Below are 23,654 nucleotides of genomic sequence, written 5' to 3'. Positions count from 1 at the left end.
TTAAGAATGAAGCTGGCAAAGTCTGCGTGTCAGTCAAATACGGCACTAAAGTGATTGAGCTTGCTAAAGGCAAGCACAGCGTTGAAGTAGATAGCGCACAAAACTTAGTTAAAGCATTGGAAACCATTAAGTCAGCTGTTGAGCAAGGGGAGTTAGATGCTCAAATCGAAACAGCGAGCGGTGCACTAAAGGCGGGTTTTCGTAAGTAAGTTGGTAAGTAGTGTCGTTTAAAACGACACCACTAAATACCTGTATGAAGAGATATAAGGCAACAGTGAATGCGGCAGGTATGTGGGTAGAAACTATCTTGTACGCTCAAAACCAAGCTCAAGCGTATGCCTTGTTTAAAGCAATCTTCGGTTCAGCAAATGTGCCGCACCAACCGCAACAGATTGCTTAGATTTTCATAAAAATGAGGCATATACTGAAATCAGCCAAAAGGAGGCTGTTATGTCTGATAAATCTTATACGCAAGGCTTGATGGATACCATAATGGCATTGAGCAAGGAAGTTTCTAACTTGCGAATGGCTTATGACATTATTCATCAACGTATCCAAGTAATGTCTACTCTCGCTGACAAATCTACAGCGGATGCTGTAAAAGAAACATTAGATGCTGAGGAGCTAGCGAGGCTGTCCTTAGTTGCGGCAGACGTTGCCAATAAAGCAGCTCTTGTATTTGGTAATGGAGCATTGATTGACGCAACGCAAGCAAGCGTATTAACGGCAGAAAAGGCTTATAAGTTAGCTGTTACTTCAACGGTAACCAATGCCGATAGGCAAACGGGGGGGCATTAAAAACCCCTAAAGGTTAAATACAGTTATGAGATACAAAGAAATAACGGAAAAGCATTCCGTCACCCCAATAAAGCCGCTTAATCCCAGTCAGGCACGCATAGAAGCATTAAAAAAGCAGAAAGAACGTGCTGGAACAGCGTTAGACGCTGAAAGAAAGCGTCAAAAAGTATCAAAAGCACAAGAAAACTTAAGAAAAGCAGTTTCTGCGTAGCAGGGAAAGCCGGACAGGATTCAGCACCGTAAAGAAACCTACGGACAGCTTAAATAGACAGAGTTTTCACAGACTTGCACATTTGCACAGCACCACTGCAATCATTTATAATTTCCAGTTCGGCGAATTAGCTCAGCTGGTTAGAGCGACGGAATCATAATCCGCAGGTCCGGGGTTCAAATCCCTGATTCGCCACCAAATTGAAAGGCCATTACCTAGGTAGTGGCCTTTTTCTTTCCGGTCCGGGCTGCCAATTGCCTTCTGCAGGCATTTCTCAAAAGAAAGGCGCATATGAGATTTAGAATGATTTTGTCCTTCATAATCAGACATCAATGCCCTATATTTCAACCTCTTCAAATCGCCTCATTCCATTAGAAGCAAGTCGTGGCATAGCTGCCAGCATAGTGATTGCTCATCATTTCTTCTTGGGCTTTGTTCCTAGTTATGAGCCCCGAATTATTGGTCGCTGGTATTACGTATTTGTTAATGGTACTGGAGCGGTACATTTCTTCTTTGTCTTGTCAGGGTTTGTGTTGTGTTGGGCATACTTCAATACTGCTGACCTCAATAGGCTAAAGGAGGGATTTTTTAAAAGATTGCCTCGTTTGGCAGCGCCAGTCCTTGTTACAACAATCGCTAGCTTTTGCTTATTCTATTTTGGACTTTATTACTTTGAAAGTGCTTCGAAGATTAGCGAGAGTACTTGGTTGGCCAGCTTTGGTGGTGCCATAAGGCCGGGTTTTGAGCCCAGCCTATATGAAGCAATAAGGCAGGGACTTACTACTTTTGTTACTGGTGATGCTAATTACAATATCAATCTGTGGACGATGAAGCCTGAATTTATAGGAAGCATGGTTGTATTCATGGCTGCTGCATTTATTTCGATAGTCCTTTCATTTAAATATCTAGGGATCAGTTTTTTATTGCTTTCTCTCTGGGCTTTGGGTGCTTATGCTGACGTTTTCCCCTTTGTGGCGGGCATCTTTCTCTCAGCTGCTGTAGTTAGCAGTCGCCCTAATGTAAGGCTTCCAATTGCTCTTGTCGCTGTTCTGCTTGGGATCTATTTATTGGGGTATGCGATACCAGATAAGCACTATTCTTGGGCTAAGTATTTAGCCTATCTTGATATAAGAGCGGGGAATATTGAAATCATTTTGCATTCTATCGGCGCCTGTTTGATTATCTTTTCTATCATTGGTAATTCAAAAATTTACAAATCCTTAAATGGTAAATTTTGCAATTATTTAGGCGTCTTTAGCTTTCCACTTTATTTAGTTCACACCCTGGTCATATGTTCTTTCAGCAGTCTTATGTACCTCCTGCTAAATCAAGAAGGATATTCAAATAATTTAGCTTTAAGTGCTCTGCTTATACTTACTTTTGCAGCATCAGTGCTTGCATCCATACCTCTCGTGGCTTTTGATAATTTTTGGTTGAAGTTGGTTAATAGGATGGTCAAAAAAGCACTTGGATTAAATCAAACGGCGGGAAAAGCTTAGTTAGCCATTTTTTCTTGAGCAGATAGAATCAAGCTATGGCTAAATTTTGGAACTTTGTCCTTTTTCAGGCAGGCTGGTTTGCTTGTGTGTTGGGCGCTGCATATCACCAGGTGTTTTGGGCTGTCGCAGGCTCCTTGGCCTATATTGCCTTTCTTATCTGGCGATCTATTAGCCCTAGACGGGAGTTCAGTCTTCTAACTAAGGTGCTGATCTATGGAATCGCAACCGATACACTCATCATGTATTTGGGTGTCTTGGACTTCAAAGATGCCTGGCCTTCGCCCCTTTTATCGCCAGCATGGATGTGGGCTCTGTGGCTTTTAGTTGGCAGCACCCTCAATGGTTCTTTATCTTGGTTGCGTAAAAACCCCATCTTGGGTTCAGTCTTGGGGGCTATTTGTGGCCCCTTATCCTATGAAGCAGGCATTCGGCTGGGAGCTGCGAATTGGGGTTCTGGAGGTCCAATCCTCGGTTTTTGCCTCATTGGCGTGGTCTGGGCGATCGCGATGCCCCTCTTTTTCTACTGGGATCGGACCTCAATCGAGGGCGCCTGAGTAAAAAATCTGTAAATTCCTTGAAAAAGTCGCTTGCAATAAGCACTGTTTTTATATACAGTAACTTCTAAGTTGTCAGACAGTAAATAAAACTTCGGGAAATAGCCCAATACATAGCGAAAAGGAATTAAAAAATGGCCTTGGATGATAAAAGAAAATCAGCCTCCTCAGAATTTGAGGGAATGAGCGGAGACAAGCAAAAAGCACTAACAGCAGCCTTGGCCCAAATTGAGAAGCAATTTGGTAAGGGTTCAATCATGAGATTGGGCGATGCTGAAATCAGTCAAGATATTCAGGTGGTATCGAGTGGTTCACTCGGTTTAGATATTGCACTCGGCGTTGGCGGTTTAGCCCGCGGCCGTGTGATTGAAATTTATGGTCCGGAGTCATCTGGAAAAACAACACTCACTTTGCATGCGATTGCAGAGATGCAAAAGTTAGGTGGCACTTGTGCCTTCATTGATGCTGAGCATGCTTTGGATGTGCAGTACGCATCACGTCTTGGTGTTGATGTAAATAATTTATTAATTTCTCAGCCGGATACTGGTGAGCAAGCTTTAGAAATTGCTGATGCTCTAGTGCGTTCAGGTTCTATTGATTTGATCGTAATTGACTCCGTTGCGGCCTTGGTTCCTAGGGCTGAGATCGAAGGCGATATGGGCGATTCATTGCCGGGCTTACAAGCCCGTTTGATGAGCCAAGCTTTGCGTAAGCTCACTGGCGCTATTAAGCGTACCAATACAACCGTTATCTTCATTAACCAAATTCGTATGAAGATTGGCGTGATGTTTGGTTCTCCAGAAACCACTACTGGTGGTAATGCGTTGAAGTTCTATGCCTCTATGCGCTTAGACATCCGCCGCATTGGTAGCATCAAGAAGGGTGATGAAGTTGTAGGTAACGAAACCCGTGTGAAGGTTGTGAAGAACAAAGTTTCTCCTCCATTCCGCGAGGCAATTTTCGACATCATGTACGGTGCCGGAATTTCTCGTGAAGGTGAAATTATCGATATGGGCGTAGAAGCCGATCTCGTTGAAAAGGCAGGTTCTTGGTATAGCTATAACGGTGATCGCATTGGTCAAGGTAAAGACAATGTGCGTGAGTTCTTGAAAGAGAACCCGGCGATCGCTAAAGATATCGAGGCAAAAATACGTGAGAAGTTAGGTGTCAAAGCGGGCTCAGCCGTAGTTACCGATGTACTGAGTGAAGAAGAGGAAGTCGAATAGTTCGATGTCAGAGCTAAGCAGCAAAGCAAGAAAAGGCGCTAAACAAAGCCCGAGTCTCAAAGCTCGGGCTTTGCGTCTTTTGTCTTTACGAGAATACAGCCGGAAAGGTTTGGCTGCAAAGCTGGCTGAGTCTGAGACAAGATGGGCAAAGCTGGCAAAGAATGAGTCAGATGCTGATTTAGATGCTGACCACAATATTGCACCCGTGAAGTCCACTGCCCTAGATATTGAAGTCATTCTGGATGACTTTGAGGCGCGAGGCTGGCTCTCTGACGATCGTTTTGCAGAGGCCTTGATGCGTCGGCGTAGTGAGCGTTATGGAACCCGCAAAATCCAAGATGAGCTCGAAAGAGCTGGGGTAGATTCGAGTAAATCCGCCCAACTCCTCAAAACCCTAAAAGAGACTGAATATCAGCGAGCATATGAGCTTTGGTCCCGAAAATTTGGCTCACTAGCCCAAGAACAAAAGGAGCGTGCGAGGCAATATCGCTTCCTAGCTTCCAAGGGTTTTAGCTCTGACGTGGTGTCAAAAGTCATTGGCGGCCAAGGCCAAGATTAGGGCAATTACGGATCGGAAAACCGCGTTTGCCGCGTTGCAGCATGATAGACTCATGGAGTCGGTCAAGCCGTTCGCATTTATTCAAATTTGGCTAATTTAGCTATTTTCAGAGTAGGTATGAGATTAAGGCGACATCGATTTTACTTATCCTCATCGCTTGCTAATAAAGATACCGTTTCGGAGTAATTATGAAAATTCACGAGTACCAAGGCAAAGAACTTCTTCGCCAATTCAATGTGCCTGTTCCAAACGGCATCCCTGCATTTAATGTTGATGAGGCAGTGAAGGCTGCTGAAAAACTTGGTGGCCCAGTATGGGTTGTTAAAGCGCAGATTCATGCTGGTGGTCGCGGTAAAGGCGGTGGCGTGAAATTAGCCAGAAGCATGGATGAAGTGAAGAAATATGCTTCTGAAATCTTGGGTATGCAGCTCAAGACGCATCAAACTGGACCAGAAGGTCAAAAAGTAAATCGCCTCCTCATCGAAGACGGCGCAGATATCAAAAAAGAGTACTACTTCAGTATCGTTACAGACCGTGGGACACAAAAGAATGTGATCATGGCTTCTAGCGAAGGTGGTATGGATATTGAGGAAGTTGCAGAATCTCATCCAGAAAAAATTATCAAAGTATTTGTTGATCCATTGATTGGTTTGACAGATGCTGATTGCGACATCATCGCTAAAGGCATTGGTGTTCCTGATGCTTCTATTCCAATGGCGCGTGACGTGTTTAAGAATTTGTACAAGACCTACTGGGATACCGATGCATCCTTAGTAGAGATCAACCCATTGATCCTTGAAGGCAATGGCAAGATCAAGGCACTTGACGCTAAATTTAACTTTGATCCAAACGCATTGTTCCGCCATCCAGAGATTGTTGCTTATCGCGATATTGATGAAGAAGATGCTGCTGAGATCGAAGCTTCTAAGTTTGACCTTGCTTATATTTCCTTAGACGGCAACATTGGTTGTCTGGTAAACGGCGCTGGTTTAGCGATGGCTACTATGGACACTATTAAGTTGTTCGGCGGCGAGCCAGCAAACTTCTTGGACGTTGGCGGTGGTGCTACAGCAGAAAAAGTAACTGAAGCATTCAAGATCATGCTCAAGAACAAGAGCGTTGAAGCGATTTTGGTTAACATTTTCGGCGGCATTATGCGTTGCGACGTGATTGCTGATGGCGTGGTTACGGCATGTAAAGCAGTCAACCTGACGGTGCCTTTGGTTGTGCGCATGAAGGGTACAAACGAGGAACTCGGTAAGAAGATTCTTGCTGACTCCGGTTTGCCAATTATTAGCGCTGATTCAATGGCTGAAGCTGCTACTAAGGTAGTTGCTGCTGTTGCCAAAAACAAATAATCCAGGAATTCCAATATGTCTATTTTAGTTAATAAAAACACCAAAGTTATTACCCAAGGTATCACTGGTAAGACCGGTCAGTTCCATACAGAAAAATGTCAGGAATACGCAAACGGTAAGAACTGTTTCGTTGCTGGCGTAAATCCTAAAAAAGCAGGTGAGTCTATTTTTAATATTCCTATTTTTGGAACTGTTAAAGAAGCTGCTCAGCAAACTGGTGCAACGACTTCTGTTATTTATGTTCCGCCTCCTGGCGCTGCAGCTGCAATCTGGGAAGCTGTTGAAGCTGACCTCGATTTTGTGATCTGTATTACTGAAGGCATTCCAGTGCGCGACATGCTTGAAGTGCGTAACAAAATGCGCGCTAAAGAAGCGGCTGGCGGCAAGAAGACTTTATTGCTTGGCCCTAACTGCCCAGGAATCATTACTCCTGACGAAATCAAGATCGGCATCATGCCTGGCCATATCCATAAGAAAGGCCGCATCGGTGTTGTCAGCCGTTCTGGTACTTTGACTTATGAAGCAGTTGGTCAATTGACAGCTATTGGTTTGGGTCAATCTACCGCAGTTGGTATCGGTGGCGATCCCATCAACGGCTTGAAGCACATCGACATCATGAAGATGTTCAACGAAGACCCAGAAACTGATGCAGTCATCATGATTGGTGAAATCGGTGGACCAGACGAGGCTGAAGCTGCTCGTTGGTGCAAAGACAATATGAAGAAGCCAGTAGTTGGCTTTATTGCTGGTGTAACAGCTCCTCCTGGAAAACGTATGGGCCACGCTGGCGCTTTGATTTCTGGTGGTGCTGATACTGCGGATGCCAAACTCGCTGTAATGGAAGAGTGTGGCTTTAAGGTAACAAAGAACCCATCAGAAATGGCTGCTTTATTGAAAGCCATGTTGTAATTGAGCAAGAAGGATAGAGTGCTGATAATTCAGCACTCTATTTTTAGTAATCAGTAGTTAAAACATAAAAAAACGTTGGAGACATTATGGATTTTTCAGCATTTACCGGGCCAGCATTTTGGGCTGCATTAGTCTCAATTATTGTTGCGAATATTTTGCTATCGGGTGATAACGCTGTTGTGATTGCCTTGGCATCACGTAATCTGCCATCTGCCCAGCAAAAGAAAGCCATTTTCTGGGGTAGTGCTGCTGCGATTATTTTGCGGGTGGTATTAACCGTTACGGCTGTTCAGTTGCTGACCTTGCCTTACCTTAAGATCGTTGGCGCCATTTTGCTTTTGTATATCGGGGTACAGCTCTTAGCTGATAGCGGAGAAGAAGAAGAAATGCATGGCCACCAAAATATTTGGGGGGCCATTCGGACGATCTTGGTAGCGGACTTAGTGATGAGTTTAGATAATGTGTTGGCCGTTGCTGCTGCAGCACAAAAGGGCCCAGAAGAAACCCGTTTGGTATTGCTCATTGTAGGGTTAGGACTATCTATCCCATTGATTATTTTTGGTAGCACTATGCTCCTCAAAATTATGGATCGTTTCCCAATCATCATTACTTTGGGCGCGGGCTTATTGGGTCTCTTGGCTGGCGGTATGTTGGTTGAAGATCCTGCTATCCGTGAATCAATGCAAGCAGCGATGGAAGATGCTCATATGATTTTTGAAGGTATCGGCGTAGCAATCGTATTGTTGGTGGGAACCTACCTCAAGAAAAAGAACGCTAAAAAAGAAGCTGCCTAAGAAGTCTTAAATAGAAGACAGCAATAAAGAAAAAACCAGAAAAGCCAGCCCCAAAAGCTGGCTTTTCTGACATCTGGATCCCTATAAATGCAGAGGTATAGACTGGAGAATGAGGTATTTAACCTCAGGAGCCAAAACATATGCATAGTGAAATTCAGGAAGTAAATCAGAGCACTCAAAAGCAAAGCACAGAAGCAGGCTTTACTTTGATTGAAGTGATGGTGGTAGTTGCCATCATCGGGATCTTGGTGGCGGTAGCGGTGCCCCAATATCAAGATTACATTGCCAGAAGCAGAGTAGTTGAGGGTCTGAATTTATCTTCCAGCGCAAAGCTTTCAGTTACAGAGGCTTTTGCCAGTCGGGGTACGGTACCGATGGATGAGGCAACTTATGGATCATTTACTTTTACGCCAACCCGCAGTGTGAAGTTAATTGAAATTACGCCATCAGGTGCAATCGCAATTGATTTTCAAAATAGCGTAGCGCCAGAAGGAAAAAATACCCTACATTTAATTCCGACCAATGAACCCGATGCCAATGCGCCTAAGCCGGTGGATTTATCTAAGCCAGAGGGGTCAACTTGGTCAGGTGGTTGGTCTTGCCGTTCAACGGAAACGAATCTGATTTCTCAGTTGCTGCCGTCTGAGTGCCGCATTAGTAAATAAGCGAGAAGAAGAGGGACAAAGCTAATGCTAAGACTTTTTCAGAAGGTCTAAGTACTTATGAAAGCGTTCTTGCCCAAATAAGCCAACACCTATTTTCTGTAATAACTTGATTCCTGCCATCGTTCTGCCTTTTGGGAGCGGTGGTGGTGGGTCAATATGATGGGCGCTATTTACTAGGGTGCAGTTAATAAAAATCCGATAGCCCGCTTTTCTCAAATCGTTATGAAGGCTAACGTGCTCACAAGCTTCATTACCGTTTTCATCAAGTCCTATATATCGCCCAGCTAATATGGCATCGCGCTTGTAGATTCCAAGGCCTCCAAAGGCAGAATCTACTTCAATCATTCCGGTAGAAGGCAGGACAACTTGCTTAGCCTTAACAGCCAAAGTATTTGCAGCATCCTTGCCGATTACGCCTTCAAGTCGTGATCTGAGCGTGAAGCAGTCAATCGGACTCCAGTCAGGATGTCGTAGAGCCCAGATATCGTAGTAACGATCAGATTGAATTGCAGTGATGACATCCCAAGGCTCAGAGAGATCCCAGCAAGACTCTATTTTTTCACGGGTAATACTGCGATTGATGCCATCTAAATCGGCCATGATGACGTACTCAACATTGGCGTACAAGAGATTATTGGTAAGCTCATCCAGAATGCAGTTTCTGGCACAGGCTAGTCGGTCAGTACGCTTGGGCATCTTCTTGGCCAATTGACCAAGAGAGACGTAGTCAAAAGAAGGATAAGAACCCTTTAAAGCTTGTAGTTCAGCAAGCGTATTGTCAGTTGAGTCACTTTCAATTACCAGGCAGTAAGCTTTTTTAAAGCCGGCAACACTTTTCAGTAGGGTGTCTACCTCGGTAGCAAGCGTATCTGCATTATTGCGCGCGGGACCTGCAATCAGAATTTCAGCTTGAGATAGGGATTTGCGCATTTTTAGTATTAAAAAGGATGGTGGAGCTTATTTCAACTAGATTTGATCTTAAATCAACTTTTCTTAGGTCATACCCAAATATCCTGATCAAATGCAGGATCCGTACCGCAGTAGAATGGCTATATCAAGGCAGCTAGCCTAGCAATTAAATAGAGTGGGGCAACACATGAATAAGAAAATCATTTCCATCATTGCGCTTGTTTTAGTGTTGTTTGTTCTCGTTAGCGTTATAGCCAAGAGTTTCTGCGAGCCTGCTAAAGATGATACTGCGAGCACCATTACATCCTATGTTGAGAAAAACATCCCAAAGCCTGCCGGCTTAGATATCTCTAATATGCGTATGACTTGGATTTTATTGTTTTCTAAGTTCTGTGGAAATGGCGCAGCCAATCAGCAGTTTTGATTAAACCTAGATAACTAAGCTATATCTAATAGATCAAAGTAATAGCTGAGTTGCCCATATTCAGGCGGGGAGACATAAATTTGTTTCCCCAAGCTTCTCCACCTTACTGGCTGTGAGAAATTGGGGCCATCATATACAAATGTATGAAACTCCCCGTTCTCTCCGCAGGCATCTACGCTTTCCGGCAAGCTGGCAATAAATTGGGCATCAAATTCTAGCCCAACAAATGACTCATCTAAAAATCGCCCATCCACACAGGTCACTCTAGCCTTAAAGCCTGCTTCTAGAAATTCATTTACAAGTGAGAGTCGGCTTTCATTCCAGAGCGGTAGTAGAGCAGTTATGCTGGCGGATGCGCATACCTTTTCTTCCCATTCACGATGAGGGATTAAGTCGATATCTCCAAAGATCGCTTGGGTGATACCTTCTGCATGAAGTTGCCGAAGCTTACTAATGAAGCCTTGTTCATAGTCTTGCCATGATGCTGATATGAACTCATTGTTCATACCCAAGGCTTGCCCTTGAGTAAGAATAAGTGCTTTACTCACCCCATGTGAGCGAGTTTTAAGTCCCGATTCATCAAGAGCTGTGAGGAGATGGGTAATATTGATCCCCATTTTTTGGGCGCGCCATAAGGCCAGACAAGAATCCTTGCCTCCGCTCCAAGATGTCATTGCTTTGCTATTCACAAGTTTAATTATATGATCCTGGTTAGCTTTATAGTCTGTAGGTAATCTGCAAAATAAGGCAGTAAATGCAGTCAAAAATAATGACAACCAATAAATATAGAGACGCTTTTTTAGATATTGCTAAAGGCTTGGCAATTATTCTCGTTGTCATTGGTCATGTGATTCAGGGTAGCGCTGAAAACTTTGATGATTTACTTTGGTTTAGAGTCATCTACTCTTTTCATATGCCTTTATTTGTTTTTCTATCTGGAGCAGTGGCTGCTATAGCTTTTCAGTCGGATAGCGTGCAAGATGGAATGAAAGCTAGCCTTCAGCAGGCTAAAGTCAGGATATCCAAAGCAGCGATTCGTTTATTGCTACCGTTTGTTGCTTGGTGCGTCGTCAATCAATTGATCTATCACCATAGCGATAATGTGTTGTCAGCTTTGATTCTGGCATTTAGACGTCCCGATACTGCTCTTTGGTTTCTCCTGGCAATTTTTTACTGTATCGCTCTGACGACGCTTTTTAATATCCTTTTCTCCGCGATTTATAAGCTTGCGACACGATTAAATTTTCATGAATTCACCAAATGGATTTGCGATGGACGAGTTCAAATTGTTTTGATGGTTTTCATTTGGTGGGCCATTCGAGAACACACTCCACGTGGCGCAGGGTTGAGTTTGATTAGGCCATACTTTATTTACTACGTACTTGGCGTGGGCTTTTATAAATATATTTATCCCAAGCTATCAACCTGGAAATATTTACCGGCATGGATTATCTTTATTGCACTCGTTCCATTTTGGTCAAGAACAGCAGGCGATAATATTGATGGGGTTACCCTAATCCCAATAGGAGTTACTTATTTTTATGCTGGCTTAGTTGCACTCAGCGGCTCATTTTTAATTCTTGGTCTAGCCAAGTGGATTTCAGAAACTAATATCAAACTAATAAAGAGTTTTTTAATTCTTTGTGGACAACTGTCCCTTGGTATTTATGCAATTCACTATTTCTTCTTGGGCTATTCGCCTAAGGTTCTTGCCCCACTTTTGCTGAGCGTAGGATTAAGCTATGGGATTAACAGAATCCCAGTGGTGAGGATGATTTTGTTGGGAGAAAGATGGAGATTTATCTAAGCTCTATTGATTCAAGTCCAATCGCAATTTGGCGATCATCTTGACTTAGCCCCAATTGCTTTGGGCTTCGTGGCAAAAGGCCCTTAAATGTAATTCTTAAGCCTTCTTTTGCATCTATATTTCGAGGTAGATCAACAACAAACTCTTGGCTTGCCGCGCTTGATATATCGATGTCTTTAATTCTGTGACCGTTAATCCAGATCTGAGTATTTTGCGAGGGGGTTTGAGGACCAACAAATGATCGAAGTTTAAATACTATGTGCTTTATTTCGTAATTAAAAGGAGGTATAGCTAGGGTGGCTTCACTGCCGTTTGACCAAACCCCCCATCCTTCTGGTATTTGCCAATCACTAGACTTCCCAAGCTCCCAATTAATGGGTGGATTTTTATTTCCATATAAATAGAATATTCCCAGCCCTGATTTTGCAAATGAAATTATTTGACCTTTCTGAGGCGGCAATATTTCATTACGGTCTTTACGCAAAAAGATGGCAAGAATTTCACTTCCATTGATGGATACACTATCAATTTTCTCAAACATCCCATGTTGCCATAAGTAATTTGGAGAATAGTTCGCTTTACTAGAGGTAATTATGTATTTACTATCCTCAATGTTATCTGGGGATGTAACCCTTTCTCTAATTTTCGATTCTTCAAGCAATAATTGATCGCTAAATACAGTGGGCTCACCAGATTTAAATTTGCTATTTGATCCAGGCCAGATTGTTATTGAGTCACCCTTATCTATCTTCAAAATCTTTTGCAAAGCAATTCGATTGGCAAGTCCCCAATAATCTATTTCATATGAAGAATTCCAGTTTTGACCTGCTAAGGAGTTGAAGTAAAGATTTTGAAGTGGATGATTAATTACCATCCAGGATGCGATATACATAAAGTTTGTTGATAGAACGCTAGCTAAAAAGATTGTTCCATATCTATAAGTACCAATTAAAGCCCAAATCTTTATCAATCCATTTATAGAAATTAAAATAAAAAAAGGATAAATAAAATATAAATGCCTCCATCCGTTATAGATTGAAGTATGTGAAATGGCAATCGCAGTAATGGGGCCTAAGAAAAGTGCAAAGAAAATGGCATCAATCAATTGATTGTTATTTTGAAGAATCTTGAGTTGATAAATGAAGAGTAATCGAATATTTACAATGGCACCAATACTAAAAGACATCAAATATAAAATAGGCGTAGTGATGGATATCCAGACAGGGATGTAATACCAAGGCAGTTGATTCGTCAGCGTTTCTCTACCCTGAAAAATTAGCGCGGCACTATGTGGGTGGCGTGAAATAAATTCAAAGGCTTCTAAAAGATGAGTCAGTGGGTTTGCCCATAAATATGGCCATAGTGTTATGGTGATTAACGGGAAAGTTGTTAAATACATAAGAGCGAGAATTGCAATCCGCTTTGTCGACATGCCCATATAAGGGAGTCGTGCGCTAAAGATTATTATTGTCATTAGTGGAATGACGATACCAATAAGTCTTGTATCTATTGCAATGGCAGAAGTAAGCGCATGAAATATTACTTTTTTCCATGACGGATACATTAAGAACCAAATCATGGTGAGAGAAGCTAACGAAAATACCGACATAAAGACAATGTCTTTATCGTTATAGAAGGCGTCTGAAAATATTCGTGGGCTAAGGATTAGCATGGAGCATGCTAAAAGACTAATCCGCCAATCTTTAAAACGTAAATTAGCAAGCCCGTATAAGCTAGTTACCCCGAGCAAAAAGTAAAAGTATGTAAGAAGGTGACGCATCAAGTAGATGCCTCTTATGTCTTCTGCATGGAAAAATATTTCCATGAGTGCAGCTGGAAGCTCAAAGATAACCCCGTAATGGCGATCTTCTAAGGTAGCAAGTGTTAGGTTGGAAAAGTTGGTGAAATGCGCATTTCCAATGATTGACTCTATGCCGAATACTTGCCCTACATAATTTAGATTAACTATTCCAATTAGACGCTGGGCGGGCTCATCCAGAGATATGCCGTAGTCTTGGTAAAGAAAAAGCCCCATAGCCAAGACCAAGAGAAAATACCCTATAAGAATAGCTCCCATATGTATTTTTTTTAAATTCATAGGAATATTAAGTGCTCAGATATATAAATTGGGATATCTGCATTAAGAGGGCTTGCATAGCTTGATTTTGCATTAAATCACCCCTTTCTTTGCTTTAGAATGTCCCTTATCTAGAAATTTTGCTATCCCGCATATTTATATTGAGATCACTATGTTATCTGGATTCAAAAATTATCATCTTGTCCCTATATTACTTGCTATGGTCAGCATCATTGCGGGATGCGCTGGAGGCGGCGGGGGAAGTTCTGGCTCATCTGCTAGTACAACACCATTTACCGCCTGGAGTGCAGTTGCACCCAATACAGCAACAGCACTTTCTGGATCTTCCACAACTGCTACGTCCTCAAGCTCAAGTGCGAGTTATGGCGCTAGCGGTAATGTGACATTTGATAGTTCACGAAACTTTACTGCTATCTCTATGACAGCGGGATCTGGGGCTGGGGCATCATTTAGCACTGGTTCAGGAGACACTATTTCTCAGGGTATGGGAAATGGAACAGTTTTTGCAGTAAATAAACAAGGTATTGGCGCAATTATTACGAATCCATATGATGCAGCCTTTGAATACCAAACCTTTGGGGCTTGGGGTGCTTACGCAGGTGGGCCGCAACCTGCTAATGCCAATGCAGTTAGCCTGGGGAGTGCTACCCCCGTAACGGGTATGCCGGCAACTGGTTCTGTTAATTTTGTAGGCTTTGCAAGTGGCCTCTATTACCAGGGAGCGGGGGGTTACTTCACTACTGCGAATATGAATGCTGGAGTAGATTTTGCCGCAAGAACCGTCGCCTTCAATACCAGCAATACTATTGCTACTGGTAGCGCTAATGGAGCAGTAGTTGCTGCACCGTCTTTAAATATGACTGGTTATGGCAACTATTCGACTGGAACATCTAAATTTTCCGGAACCTTATCTACTGCGAACGGGATGATAGGAAATATGACTGGTCAATTCTACGGCCCTAACGCTAATGAAATTGGCGGTACTTACTACGCGACTGGATCGCAGGGTTATACGGTTGGTGGTTTTGGAGGTAAGCGATAAAACGCCCCCTCGTAACTCTCCTGATGAGGGTGCTACTTGTAGCGCCCTTTTTCTTTATAGGAAAACTGTCATATGCTGCGGTTGCCCGTGAGCCTGCGCTTGTGCAAAAAGAGTTTGAACAGGCCGTCGGGATGATGGGTTACAACCCTGAGGCTGCTGCGGCATTGTTTGGTGAGCTTTATCAAGAAACCCTGGCGCCTCGTATCCAACTAGAGTGGGCTAGAAGTTTATATTTAGCAGGGCGCTTATCTGAAGCTAAGGAACAATTCATTGATGTGATTAACAAAGAGATACCCATTGCTGTCAGAGATAAGATTGAGTGGTATTTAAGCGAGATTCAAAAAAGGCAATCCGCTAAGTTTTATGTGGGGATTTATCAGGACTCCAATCCTGGCTATATCACCAGCGCTAGAACAGTTAGTATTTTTGGTCAAACACTGTCTTACCAGCCAGCAGTCAATACCAATTCAGAAACAGGGTTAGGAGTGGGGGTCGAGGCTGAACGAGAACTGGTTCCTCAGTCTGGTTATTTTGCACAAGCAAACGTTAATACTGCTACCTATCAAACTGGCGCCTTTAATAAGCAGGATATGGACGTCAGTTTTGTAAAGCGTTGGCAAGACTACAACTATAAAGATTTGCGAGTGGGCTATGAGCGCATGCTCTATGGTGGAACTACTTTATTTGACTACGCCTATGTTTCTTCTAAATGGGTCTTTAATTTACCCAGTCAAGACTACTATGGTTTTTTTGTAAAAGGTGGTCCTTTAACTTATCCTAATTACACCTATCTATCGGGCTCTCAAACACAGGCAAATCTTTTTTATAACCACAACATCACAAGAGATCTAACGCTCAATTTAGAGGTGGGTGGCGATAAGACTTTTGCTAGCCAGCCCGCTTACACGTCAAATGGTTTTTACGGCACTTTAGGTACTCAAGTGGCTTGGGACTCAACAAATATTCAAGCGAACTTAAAGGCTTCTATATTGCAGCGCAACTACTCGGACTCAGATCCACTGTGGGGTAAGGTAAGAAGGGATTCGGGGCAGCTGTATTGGCTCTCGATTACAAAGAGAGACCTCTACATCCTAGGATTGCGCCCCAGTATTGATATTACCTATCAAACTAATAACTCCAATATCCCCTTTTTTAGCTATAACAAGCTATTTGGTGGTATTTTCTTTAAAAACGTTTACTAGGGAAGATCAGTCTTTACGAGATTCTTTATAGGGTTTATAAACAATTAATACTAATGAGGGAAATGTATTATGAAAAAAATCACTTTAGTGTTTTTGCCAATATTGATAAGCGCTTGCGCTGGAGGCAGTAGCAGCAGTTCTTCAGGAGGCTCAGCCTCAACCAACGCATTTACCTCTTGGTCTGCCACTATTGCTGCCAACACCCCAGCAAGTTTTACGGGGGGAGCAACCTCAACAATGGCATTAGATGGAACCTCAGTTCAGGCGGATTCGGATGGTACGGCAACCTTAACGCTGGGCGGGAATGGTATCTATTCAGCTATTAGTGCAGCGACCCCTACTGGATCGACATCTTTTAGCGCTGCTAATGGGGATACCTTGCAAAGTGGTTTTAGTGGTGCCACTACGATTGCCTTAAATAAATCACAAACTACTGTTGGCTCATTTGCAAATCCAACCTACTTTGGTTTTGAATATCAAACCTTTGGGGCTTGGGGTGCATATGGTAATGCTACTACTCCAGCATATGCTGTGAGTGTAGGAAGTCCATCTCCAGTTAGTGCAATACCTGCAGTAGGCTCTTTAACTTTTACCGGAGGCGCTACTGGATACTATGCTGATCCTGGAAAATTTGGATACGTAACTAATGCAAATATGGTTGCCGTAGTCACTTTTGATAATCGCTCTGTAGCATTTACTACTACCAATACTACGGTGACTGGGGGCCCTGGTGCCGGCACTCTTTCTGCGCCCGCTCTAAATATGACTGGTAATTTAAGTTATGCCGCCGGCACAAATGCAATGACCGGAACCGCCACTACTGCCAATGGTATGTCAGGCAATATGAATGGCAAATTTTATGGACCAGGCATCAATGAAATTGGCGGAACCTACGCGGTTGCGGGGTCGGGAGCAGGATCAATGGTTGGGGGATTTGGAGGTAAGCGGTAAATCACGATGTCTCCCACGGGATCATAAGGGTGCAGTGACAGCACCCTTATCATTTGCTATTAAGTTCTTTCGCTAAATACCCCCCAACAAATATGTTTCCTTCATTATGAAGATGTCCATCATTCAGCCAATATAGTTCTTCAGAACGCTTCTTGGAGGCGTTGAATTGTTGAGTAAGATCGAGGAATCGAACCTTCTTTACAACTAAATAATCTCGAAAACCACCATAAAAATTCGTATTCGCATGATGTATCTTTGGTGGAATCAGAATTATCACTAGTTCATATTTTTGTTTCTTAGCGTCATTAATCCATAAATCCAGACCTTCACGATTCCTCTTGGTTATCTCGGCGGTTCCGTAATCTTTATTTTTGCCATAGTTGACACCTTCGCTAATTCCATAAATGGTTGCGAGATCCTTTCCTTTGGCCTGTTTAGCACCTATCTTAAATAGATTCCACACCAAAGAATGCCCATCTAGCCAAGCATCCACTTGGGTGTTTAAGCTCTGTGTCTCAGGATTTATTCCTCCCACAATATCTTGTTTGATTTGGTTTATATCTCTAGGCACGAGTTGAAATTGGCTAGGATCAAATTTATAGAGATCTACCGCATAGCCATCTATGACAGTGGTATGTGGGTATGCATAGTCATTGGCCACATCATTTTCATAAAAAGTAAGGATGGCTCGTTTTGGAGGGTGTCCAATAAGTTTTACAGTGCGTTGAAATTTTTCAAACTGATGTCTTTGCCCTGAATGGATGATTCCGCACTTGACGGTAAATCGACCGCTTAACTTTTCATAGGTAGAGGGAATATTTTGTTCATAGTTTCCATAACCCCAAGCAAATGAATCACCAGCAAAATAATCATAGGATTTGGCAGCTTTAATTTCAGCTAAGGTGTGGTGATCAAAGCAGCCTATATCGTTTGAGAAGATAGGGAAACTTCCATCCGCCATGTTGAAAGTGACTGGAGCCACATTTTTTGCTATATCAAATCCCATCACTTGGTCAGCAGTGTTGTATCCGCGCGGAAAGTAATGAATTGCTTCTCTTAGTTTTTCCTGAAAGCGATCCTTTTTGTAAGCTGGGACCAGGCCAATTCCTTGGTTTGGTGAGGCTAAATAAGCTATTAGATCGACTACGGTGAGGGTGCATAAAACCACTGCACAGATGATCGCGCAGTTTTTTACTATTTTCTTAAGCGACAGCATGAAAAACTGATTGATTGATTCTGTGGGTATAGTTTGGATAGCCTCTTAGGACGCCTTCCACTCCCCACTCTTGCCACCACTCTTTTCTAAGAGTTTTATATCGCCCATAACCATGCCTCGGTCTACTGCTTTGCACATGTCATAAATTGTGAGTAGTGCAACTTAGACTGCGGTGAGAGCTTCCATATAAAAGCTGATGCGATAGGGCATAGCGGGCGATGAAGAAAATAGTTTCAGTTTGACTAACTCTTGTCAGGGTTAATAAATGCCTGAAATTGATATCCAAAAAGGACAGGATTAGGACAAGATCAGGTGTTGTTAGATTATCACGTTAGGGCTACCCCATCAGTAATTCCGACAATCCAGACCCCACCGTACCCCAACCACCCCTTTTGCTTTTTGGTTCCATACGCCATACCTGCATAGGAATACGCTCAAACAAAGGCTTAGATTTAGTGCTATCTAATGGTCAATTGCTTATGAAGTTCAAATATAATTTCAAGCAATTGGGTTAAACCTGAGACTACAGTCACTACAAAGATATAGATAGGCATTAAACCCATGTTCCATATTGCGCTCAAACCATCAAATAATCGGTACCAAATAAAAGTCTGCAGGACGATTTCATCTCTCAGTTCAATAGCTGCACTATCGTTCTTATTGATGGGCAATAGCATCGCACAATCCTTAAGTGGTGGTGTTGGCGGAGGGGTAAATGGGGCTGGAGGCGCCAGCACGGCAACAGCTACGGGAGGTAGTGGTACTGTCAGTGCTACTCCACCAGAGGGGGGTGCTGGTGGGGGAGGCGGCATTACTGGTGGAGTGGGCGGTGCGGTTAGTGGCGGTGGTAGCGGAGGACTAGGCGGTACCCCCTCTAGTGTGAATGGTGGCAGCGGTGTCAGCAGTGACTCTTCCCATGGCGGTAGTGGCGGTGGTGGGGGAGCCGCAGGTATTGTGATCAATGCAACAGCGGTTAACAATGCTACTGTTAGAGGAGGCACTGGAGGCGCTGGAGGTGCTGGAGGCTCAGGAAGCGGTTTTGATACTGGTGGCGGTGGTGGCGGAGCTGGTGGATATGGTGCCATCATTACCTCTGGAACCACTACAAATAATGGCTCTATTCTAGGAGGCTCAGGTGGTGTTGGAGGCGCTAGTTATGGCTTAATTTACAATGCTAACGGCGGGTCTGGTGGTGTTGGGGTTTATCTAAGTGGCACTTCAAATTTAGTGAATAGCGGCACGGTGAGCGGTGGGGTTGGTGGCGCTGCTGGAACAGGAGGAGTGGGGGGGTCATCAGGATCGAGCGCTCCCGGCATCTATGTAGCTTCAGGAGCTACTTCAACCATAACCAACACCGGCACCATTACCGGTGGTTCAGGTTCATACGGCATTCAAAATGCCGGAACAATTTCTACTCTGAATAATGCCCAAGCAGGATTAACCTACACTGGCATTCTGCCTACTAACTACAACATCATTGTTAATAGCGCCTCATCATTTGGTACCTTTTCTGCAACATCATTTTCCGGGTCAACCACTTTTGGTATTAGCTCATCAACTCTTGCTGCCGGTACTTATGCTTCAGTAATTAGCGGACTTGCAGCTGGCAATCTTGCTGGTGGATTGACAGGCACTTCGGGAGGTTACAACTACTCTTTAGGCTTACATAGCGGATCACTAACCATTTGGGATTTGATTGTCAGTGCCATCAATAATGGCGGCGGTAGTGGTAATGGTGGAGGCTCATCTACAACATCAACACCTCGTTATGGAAATTTAACAATTTCGTATGGAGCTATTACTTCAACTAATAACAACGCAGTAGTTAATGGTACAACCGTAACTATTGCCGCAGGTAGCATGGTGGCGGGTACAACAGCGGTTACGAATACAGGGACTACGCCCGGCATTACCAATAACGGGATTGTGTCTGGAACTTCTTACGGTTTAGTAAACGCCCCCGATGCCACAATCGTCAATCTGACCAACAACGGGATCATCTCTGGTGGTACTGCCGGTATCCAAAACCTCTCACCCCACACGATTGATTTACTAGTTAACGCTGGAACCATCTTAGGCGGTATTGATAACACCCAAGGTCGCATCATCACTTTGCAAAATGCGCAAGGTGGTGCAATCCCTTTAGCCTTATCTGGTAACTTGCCAAATAACTACCAAGTAATCGTCAACGGCTTATCCAGCTACGGTCAATTAGCAGTCACTAAAGCAGCAGGTCAAATGACTTTTGGGATTGCTGCTGGTTCAGTCGTTTACACGGGCTTAACTTACACCTCAGTCTTGACAGGTGTTGGAGCCAACAATCTTCTGAATACTGCTGGTTCATCGGGTGGTTACCTCTTTAAACTCACCCCAGAGACTGGTGGCACCGTTTGGAATATGACTATTGGTGCTTCTGTTGCTGACACGCAGTCTTCCCTACAGTCAACCACTTCATCCCTACAAACCCAGTACGCTTTGCAGTCCAATGGCGTGATTGCTGGACTAACGTATGACTGCTCTCTCTTTGGTGAGAACGGTATCTGTATCTCTGCTGGTGGTCGTCAAACAGGCTCTTCTAGCTTTATCAATGGAACCACTAGTGCATTACTGATTGGCGCTTATAAAGTGAACGATAAGATCAGAGTCGGAGCTTACTTAGATCAAAACCTCTCAGCATCCAATCCAAACGGCATTATCAGTAATAGCAATAACACTCCAATGGGTGGCCTGTTTGCAGTGTGGAATGAGCAAGATGATGGACTGGGAGCAGAAGTGAAAGCCTCTTTGGGTTACAACAACAAAGGCATGACCATTACTCGCCCTGTTGTAGGAACATCTGAACCCGGAAGTGGTTCAACAGCGCTCACTAGCCAAGGTGCTAATGTCGTAGCCAAGTACAACTTTGGCATTGATACCAGAACCACGGTATCGCCTTATGTAGGTGCCAGATACTTATCCACCGTGATGAATGGTTACTCTGAAGGACAAGCGAGTAATGTTCTCGTACCACTAGCCTATAGCTCTTTATCCATGAACGCCACTACGGCTCTTGCAGGGGTTGGAGCAAATCACCGCTTAGATGAAGAAATTACGCTCTCAGCTTCTGCTGGTATGGAAGCTGATGTGCAAACGACTAATGGTAGCTACACCGTAACAAACGTCAATGGTTTATCACCTGTTGCTTTGAATCCCAACCCGAATAAAGTACGACCAACAGCAACGGCTGCTGCTTACTACAAGCTTCATAAAGATGCGCAGATTGGACTATCTGTACTGTATCGTCAAGACTCAATGACGGGCATGAGCAGTACGACTGGGATGGTCACTTATACGATGGGGATGTAAGGTTCATCAAGATTGAATTAGCGACCACCTTCGGGTGGTTTTTTTATTATCGGGTGATTGCCATCCGCTGCTATCAAGATCCACTTTTATAAAGTTTACTATCTTTATAAAATATAGGCATGCCCAAATGTCTAGCCAAGAAGCGATCCGGCGGTTTATGCCAGAACCATGCTATTTCTGGCCGTCAGCGTTGTAAATTTCATGGTGGAATGAGTCTCAAAAATGAATTTCATTGGAACTACCAAGGTAAAGGTTATACCAAAGAAGAGCGTCAAAGATCAGCGGAGGCTAATGCCCGCATCCGGTTGTTAATGCAGATGGCAGTAGATCTAGGAATGATTCCTAAGAAGCGATAGCCGTATTACGATGCAAGGCCATATGGCGAGATATTTTGTTGGCGACAAACGCTTGTCTTGAATCTGCTTCATAGCGGGGGTATGTCTGCTTCATCTATATTCCTCCTTTGTACCCATTGATCTCATGGAGTAGTTATGTCCTAATTCGATTTATGGCAAATAGGGTCGGAAAACATAAAACATATAACCTGCATCTGAAGCATATTCATTTGCCAGGGGATGCCTTCTTTGTTGAAACAATATCCATAGTCCTAGACAGGTTGATTGCTAGGTTGCAGATTCAGAATAAGCCTCAACTAAAAATGCAGATAGCACATGAATTTGCTGCTCGCACAATCATTGAAGGTCTTTATCAAGTTTATGGAAGCAGGCATCGACAATGTAGGCTTGCAGTACCAACTAGTGATGGAGCCTATGGCGATAAATCTCATCAATTAAATGAATTTAGTCATACGGCTGTTTTAAGGGTATTAGATGCCCTTGAGTCCCTTGAGTGGATTGAGCGTAAAAAGGGCTTTAGGAATAAAAGTGGGGAGAATATCCCTACGACTATTAGAGCTGTAGGTGGGCTAATTGAGGAATTTGAGCGCACTAAATATGTATGGCGAAAGATTTTCCCGAAGAAGCAGGATGTAATCGTCCTCAAGGATTTTGATCCTAAGACTAAATCTAAGATTCAATGTTCATTTAAGGACAATAACGATATCCGCAGATGGAGGAAGAATCTTCAGCGCTACAACAGTTTTATCACCCAGAATGCAATTTGTCTCTCCATTGATAAACATCATCTTGACGAAGGTTTAATCGCAAAGATGGCCAATGACAAATATCAGCTTGATTGGGTCTTTGGAGATAACAAGAAGAAGCCACGGATATTTAACTATCTGCATGTTCAATTAAGGCGGATTTTTTCTAGAGGAAGCTTTCAGAAGGGCGGGCGATTTTATGGGGGATGGTGGCAATTTATACCCAGTGAATACCGGAGATACATCACCATCAATGGTCTTCCAACGGTCGAAGTTGATTACTCAGAGCTTCATCCAAGAATGATGTACCGAGATGCCAATTTGCCCCTACCAGAGGGTGATTTATACGATCTTGGGCTTCGTTATGAGGGCATGCAATATGACAAGAATATTGAGCCATATAAATCCAAAAGAAAAGTGATTAAGACTTATATCAATGCCATGATTAACGATGATCGGGGTAACTTTAAGCTCAATAGTCGACAAATTAAAACGATGGAAATGAATACCGCCCAGCTGGAGGCTCTAGTAATCAAGAAGCATCCGATCATTAAGGATATTAAGGGAAAGGGCTTCGGTCTTAGATATCAGTTTATTGATTCTCAGATTGCAGAAATGGTGATGATGAAATTGTTGAGTCAAGAGATTCTCTGTTTACCCGTCCATGACTCATTCATATGCCAAGAACATCATCTGCTGGAGCTAGAGCTTGCCATGCTTGAAGCCTATGAGGCAGCATTAGGCTCGATTCCACAGCTGAAAGAGCCAGAGCAGTTTAGGACTGATTTTGAACCAGTCTACTATCCAAGTGGACAGCTTGACCTCACTTATATGAAGAACAAGTACAAAGATTCTCAGCATGATGAATTCTTGAGTACCTTCTGGAAATTTCAGCAAAAGATCTGAGGAGTCAAACTGCTAGATGCATGTACCACCTTCCTCTCTATTATGTGAAGAAAACTTTGAGAAATTTCAGAAAATGTCA

At 43.3% G+C, this 23,654-nt stretch carries 23 protein-coding genes, 1 tRNA gene and 2 pseudogenes; 21 read left to right on the top strand and 5 right to left on the bottom strand.

Features of this window, described 5'->3' with window-relative positions; translation table 11 throughout:
* The 13 genes and pseudogenes from ICN47_RS08580 to ICN47_RS08520 all read left to right on the top strand — a co-directional run.
* Positions 1-209: pseudogene (locus ICN47_RS08580) on the top strand (hypothetical protein); the annotation flags it as partial.
* Positions 210-253: 44 nt separating this feature from the next.
* Positions 254-400, top strand: coding sequence for a hypothetical protein (locus tag ICN47_RS08575; RefSeq protein WP_216219512.1), 147 nt, complete (start codon positions 254-256; stop codon positions 398-400).
* Between the two features lie 50 nt (positions 401-450).
* Positions 451-798: a hypothetical protein gene (locus ICN47_RS08570; RefSeq protein WP_216219511.1), complete on the top strand. Its 348-nt coding sequence runs from the start codon at positions 451-453 to the stop codon at positions 796-798.
* Between the two features lie 25 nt (positions 799-823).
* Entirely contained in the window at positions 824-1,009 is a 186-nt protein-coding gene (locus ICN47_RS08565; protein WP_216219510.1) for a hypothetical protein, read from the top strand.
* A gap of 121 nt (positions 1,010-1,130) precedes the next feature.
* A tRNA-Met gene (locus tag ICN47_RS08560) sits at positions 1,131-1,207 on the top strand.
* Between the two features lie 134 nt (positions 1,208-1,341).
* Positions 1,342-2,508: an acyltransferase gene (locus tag ICN47_RS08555; RefSeq protein WP_216219509.1), complete on the top strand. Its 1,167-nt coding sequence runs from the start codon at positions 1,342-1,344 to the stop codon at positions 2,506-2,508.
* Between the two features lie 35 nt (positions 2,509-2,543).
* Positions 2,544-3,062 (top strand): DUF2878 domain-containing protein, encoded by a 519-nt coding sequence (locus ICN47_RS08550; RefSeq protein ID WP_216219508.1) that lies wholly within the window; start codon positions 2,544-2,546, stop codon positions 3,060-3,062.
* 134 nt (positions 3,063-3,196) lie between these two features.
* Positions 3,197-4,288 (top strand): recombinase RecA, encoded by a 1,092-nt coding sequence (gene recA / locus ICN47_RS08545; protein WP_216219507.1) that lies wholly within the window; start codon positions 3,197-3,199, stop codon positions 4,286-4,288.
* Positions 4,289-4,292: 4 nt separating this feature from the next.
* Entirely contained in the window at positions 4,293-4,847 is a 555-nt protein-coding gene (gene recX / locus ICN47_RS08540; protein WP_216219506.1) for a recombination regulator RecX, read from the top strand.
* A gap of 188 nt (positions 4,848-5,035) precedes the next feature.
* Complete coding sequence (gene sucC / locus ICN47_RS08535; protein WP_216219505.1) at positions 5,036-6,205, top strand: ADP-forming succinate--CoA ligase subunit beta; 1,170 nt, start codon at positions 5,036-5,038, stop codon at positions 6,203-6,205.
* 15 nt (positions 6,206-6,220) lie between these two features.
* Complete coding sequence (sucD, locus tag ICN47_RS08530) at positions 6,221-7,114, top strand: succinate--CoA ligase subunit alpha (protein ID WP_216219504.1); 894 nt, start codon at positions 6,221-6,223, stop codon at positions 7,112-7,114.
* An 86-nt stretch (positions 7,115-7,200) separates the two neighbouring features.
* Positions 7,201-7,908, top strand: a complete 708-nt coding sequence (locus ICN47_RS08525; RefSeq protein ID WP_216219503.1) for a TerC family protein — start codon at positions 7,201-7,203, stop codon at positions 7,906-7,908.
* A gap of 140 nt (positions 7,909-8,048) precedes the next feature.
* A complete protein-coding gene (locus ICN47_RS08520; RefSeq protein WP_216219502.1) occupies positions 8,049-8,573 on the top strand; it encodes a pilin in 525 nt (174 codons plus the stop codon).
* Between the two features lie 27 nt (positions 8,574-8,600).
* Here ICN47_RS08520 and ICN47_RS08515 read toward each other — a convergent pair whose 3' ends face one another.
* The gene (locus ICN47_RS08515; protein WP_216219501.1) at positions 8,601-9,503 is read right to left on the bottom strand and encodes a glycosyltransferase family A protein; all 903 of its coding nucleotides are present in this window, start codon (positions 9,501-9,503) and stop codon (positions 8,601-8,603) included.
* A gap of 166 nt (positions 9,504-9,669) precedes the next feature.
* Between ICN47_RS08515 and ICN47_RS08510 the strand changes: the two genes are divergently transcribed.
* Positions 9,670-9,906, top strand: coding sequence for a hypothetical protein (locus ICN47_RS08510; protein ID WP_216219500.1), 237 nt, complete (start codon positions 9,670-9,672; stop codon positions 9,904-9,906).
* A gap of 14 nt (positions 9,907-9,920) precedes the next feature.
* Here ICN47_RS08510 and ICN47_RS08505 read toward each other — a convergent pair whose 3' ends face one another.
* Positions 9,921-10,595 (bottom strand): diphthine--ammonia ligase, encoded by a 675-nt coding sequence (locus ICN47_RS08505; RefSeq protein WP_370626293.1) that lies wholly within the window; start codon positions 10,593-10,595, stop codon positions 9,921-9,923.
* Positions 10,596-10,660: 65 nt separating this feature from the next.
* Between ICN47_RS08505 and ICN47_RS08500 the strand changes: the two genes are divergently transcribed.
* Positions 10,661-11,713: an acyltransferase family protein gene (locus tag ICN47_RS08500; protein ID WP_216219499.1), complete on the top strand. Its 1,053-nt coding sequence runs from the start codon at positions 10,661-10,663 to the stop codon at positions 11,711-11,713.
* Here ICN47_RS08500 and ICN47_RS08495 read toward each other — a convergent pair.
* Complete coding sequence (locus ICN47_RS08495) at positions 11,706-13,811, bottom strand: hypothetical protein (protein ID WP_216219498.1); 2,106 nt, start codon at positions 13,809-13,811, stop codon at positions 11,706-11,708. The two genes, ICN47_RS08500 and ICN47_RS08495, sit on opposite strands and share 8 nt — an antisense overlap.
* Positions 13,812-14,010: 199 nt before the next feature.
* On the opposite strand from ICN47_RS08495, the gene ICN47_RS08490 reads away from it, so the two are divergent.
* The 3 genes from ICN47_RS08490 (at position 14,011) to ICN47_RS08480 (ending at position 17,006) form a co-directional block, all read left to right on the top strand.
* Complete coding sequence (locus ICN47_RS08490) at positions 14,011-14,853, top strand: transferrin-binding protein-like solute binding protein (RefSeq protein WP_216219497.1); 843 nt, start codon at positions 14,011-14,013, stop codon at positions 14,851-14,853.
* 23 nt (positions 14,854-14,876) lie between these two features.
* Complete coding sequence (locus tag ICN47_RS08485) at positions 14,877-16,055, top strand: surface lipoprotein assembly modifier (protein WP_216219496.1); 1,179 nt, start codon at positions 14,877-14,879, stop codon at positions 16,053-16,055.
* Between the two features lie 69 nt (positions 16,056-16,124).
* Positions 16,125-17,006, top strand: coding sequence for a hypothetical protein (locus tag ICN47_RS08480; protein WP_216219495.1), 882 nt, complete (start codon positions 16,125-16,127; stop codon positions 17,004-17,006).
* Between the two features lie 49 nt (positions 17,007-17,055).
* Here the strand turns inward: ICN47_RS08480 and ICN47_RS08475 are convergent, their stop codons facing one another.
* On the bottom strand, positions 17,056-18,222 hold the full coding sequence (locus ICN47_RS08475) for a hypothetical protein (protein WP_216219494.1): 1,167 nt from the start codon (positions 18,220-18,222) through the stop codon (positions 17,056-17,058).
* Between the two features lie 45 nt (positions 18,223-18,267).
* A pseudogene (locus ICN47_RS08470) lies at positions 18,268-18,408 on the bottom strand (cyclic pyranopterin monophosphate synthase MoaC); the annotation flags it as partial.
* A 477-nt stretch (positions 18,409-18,885) separates the two neighbouring features.
* On the opposite strand from ICN47_RS08470, the gene ICN47_RS08465 reads away from it, so the two are divergent.
* From ICN47_RS08465 to ICN47_RS08455, 3 genes are all read left to right on the top strand, one after another.
* On the top strand, positions 18,886-21,567 hold the full coding sequence (locus ICN47_RS08465; protein ID WP_216219493.1) for an autotransporter outer membrane beta-barrel domain-containing protein: 2,682 nt from the start codon (positions 18,886-18,888) through the stop codon (positions 21,565-21,567).
* Between the two features lie 119 nt (positions 21,568-21,686).
* Positions 21,687-21,923 carry an HGGxSTG domain-containing protein gene (locus ICN47_RS08460; RefSeq protein WP_216219492.1) on the top strand — a complete coding sequence of 79 codons (237 nt, stop codon included), beginning with the start codon at positions 21,687-21,689 and terminating at the stop codon, positions 21,921-21,923.
* Positions 21,924-22,225: 302 nt separating this feature from the next.
* Positions 22,226-23,575, top strand: a complete 1,350-nt coding sequence (locus tag ICN47_RS08455; RefSeq protein ID WP_216219491.1) for a hypothetical protein — start codon at positions 22,226-22,228, stop codon at positions 23,573-23,575.
* Positions 23,576-23,654: the final 79 nt, after the last annotated feature.

Source organism: Polynucleobacter sp. AP-Latsch-80-C2 (genome assembly GCF_018882185.1).
Taxonomy (GTDB): domain Bacteria; phylum Pseudomonadota; class Gammaproteobacteria; order Burkholderiales; family Burkholderiaceae; genus Polynucleobacter.
This window is presented reverse-complemented; position numbering and strand designations above follow the sequence as displayed.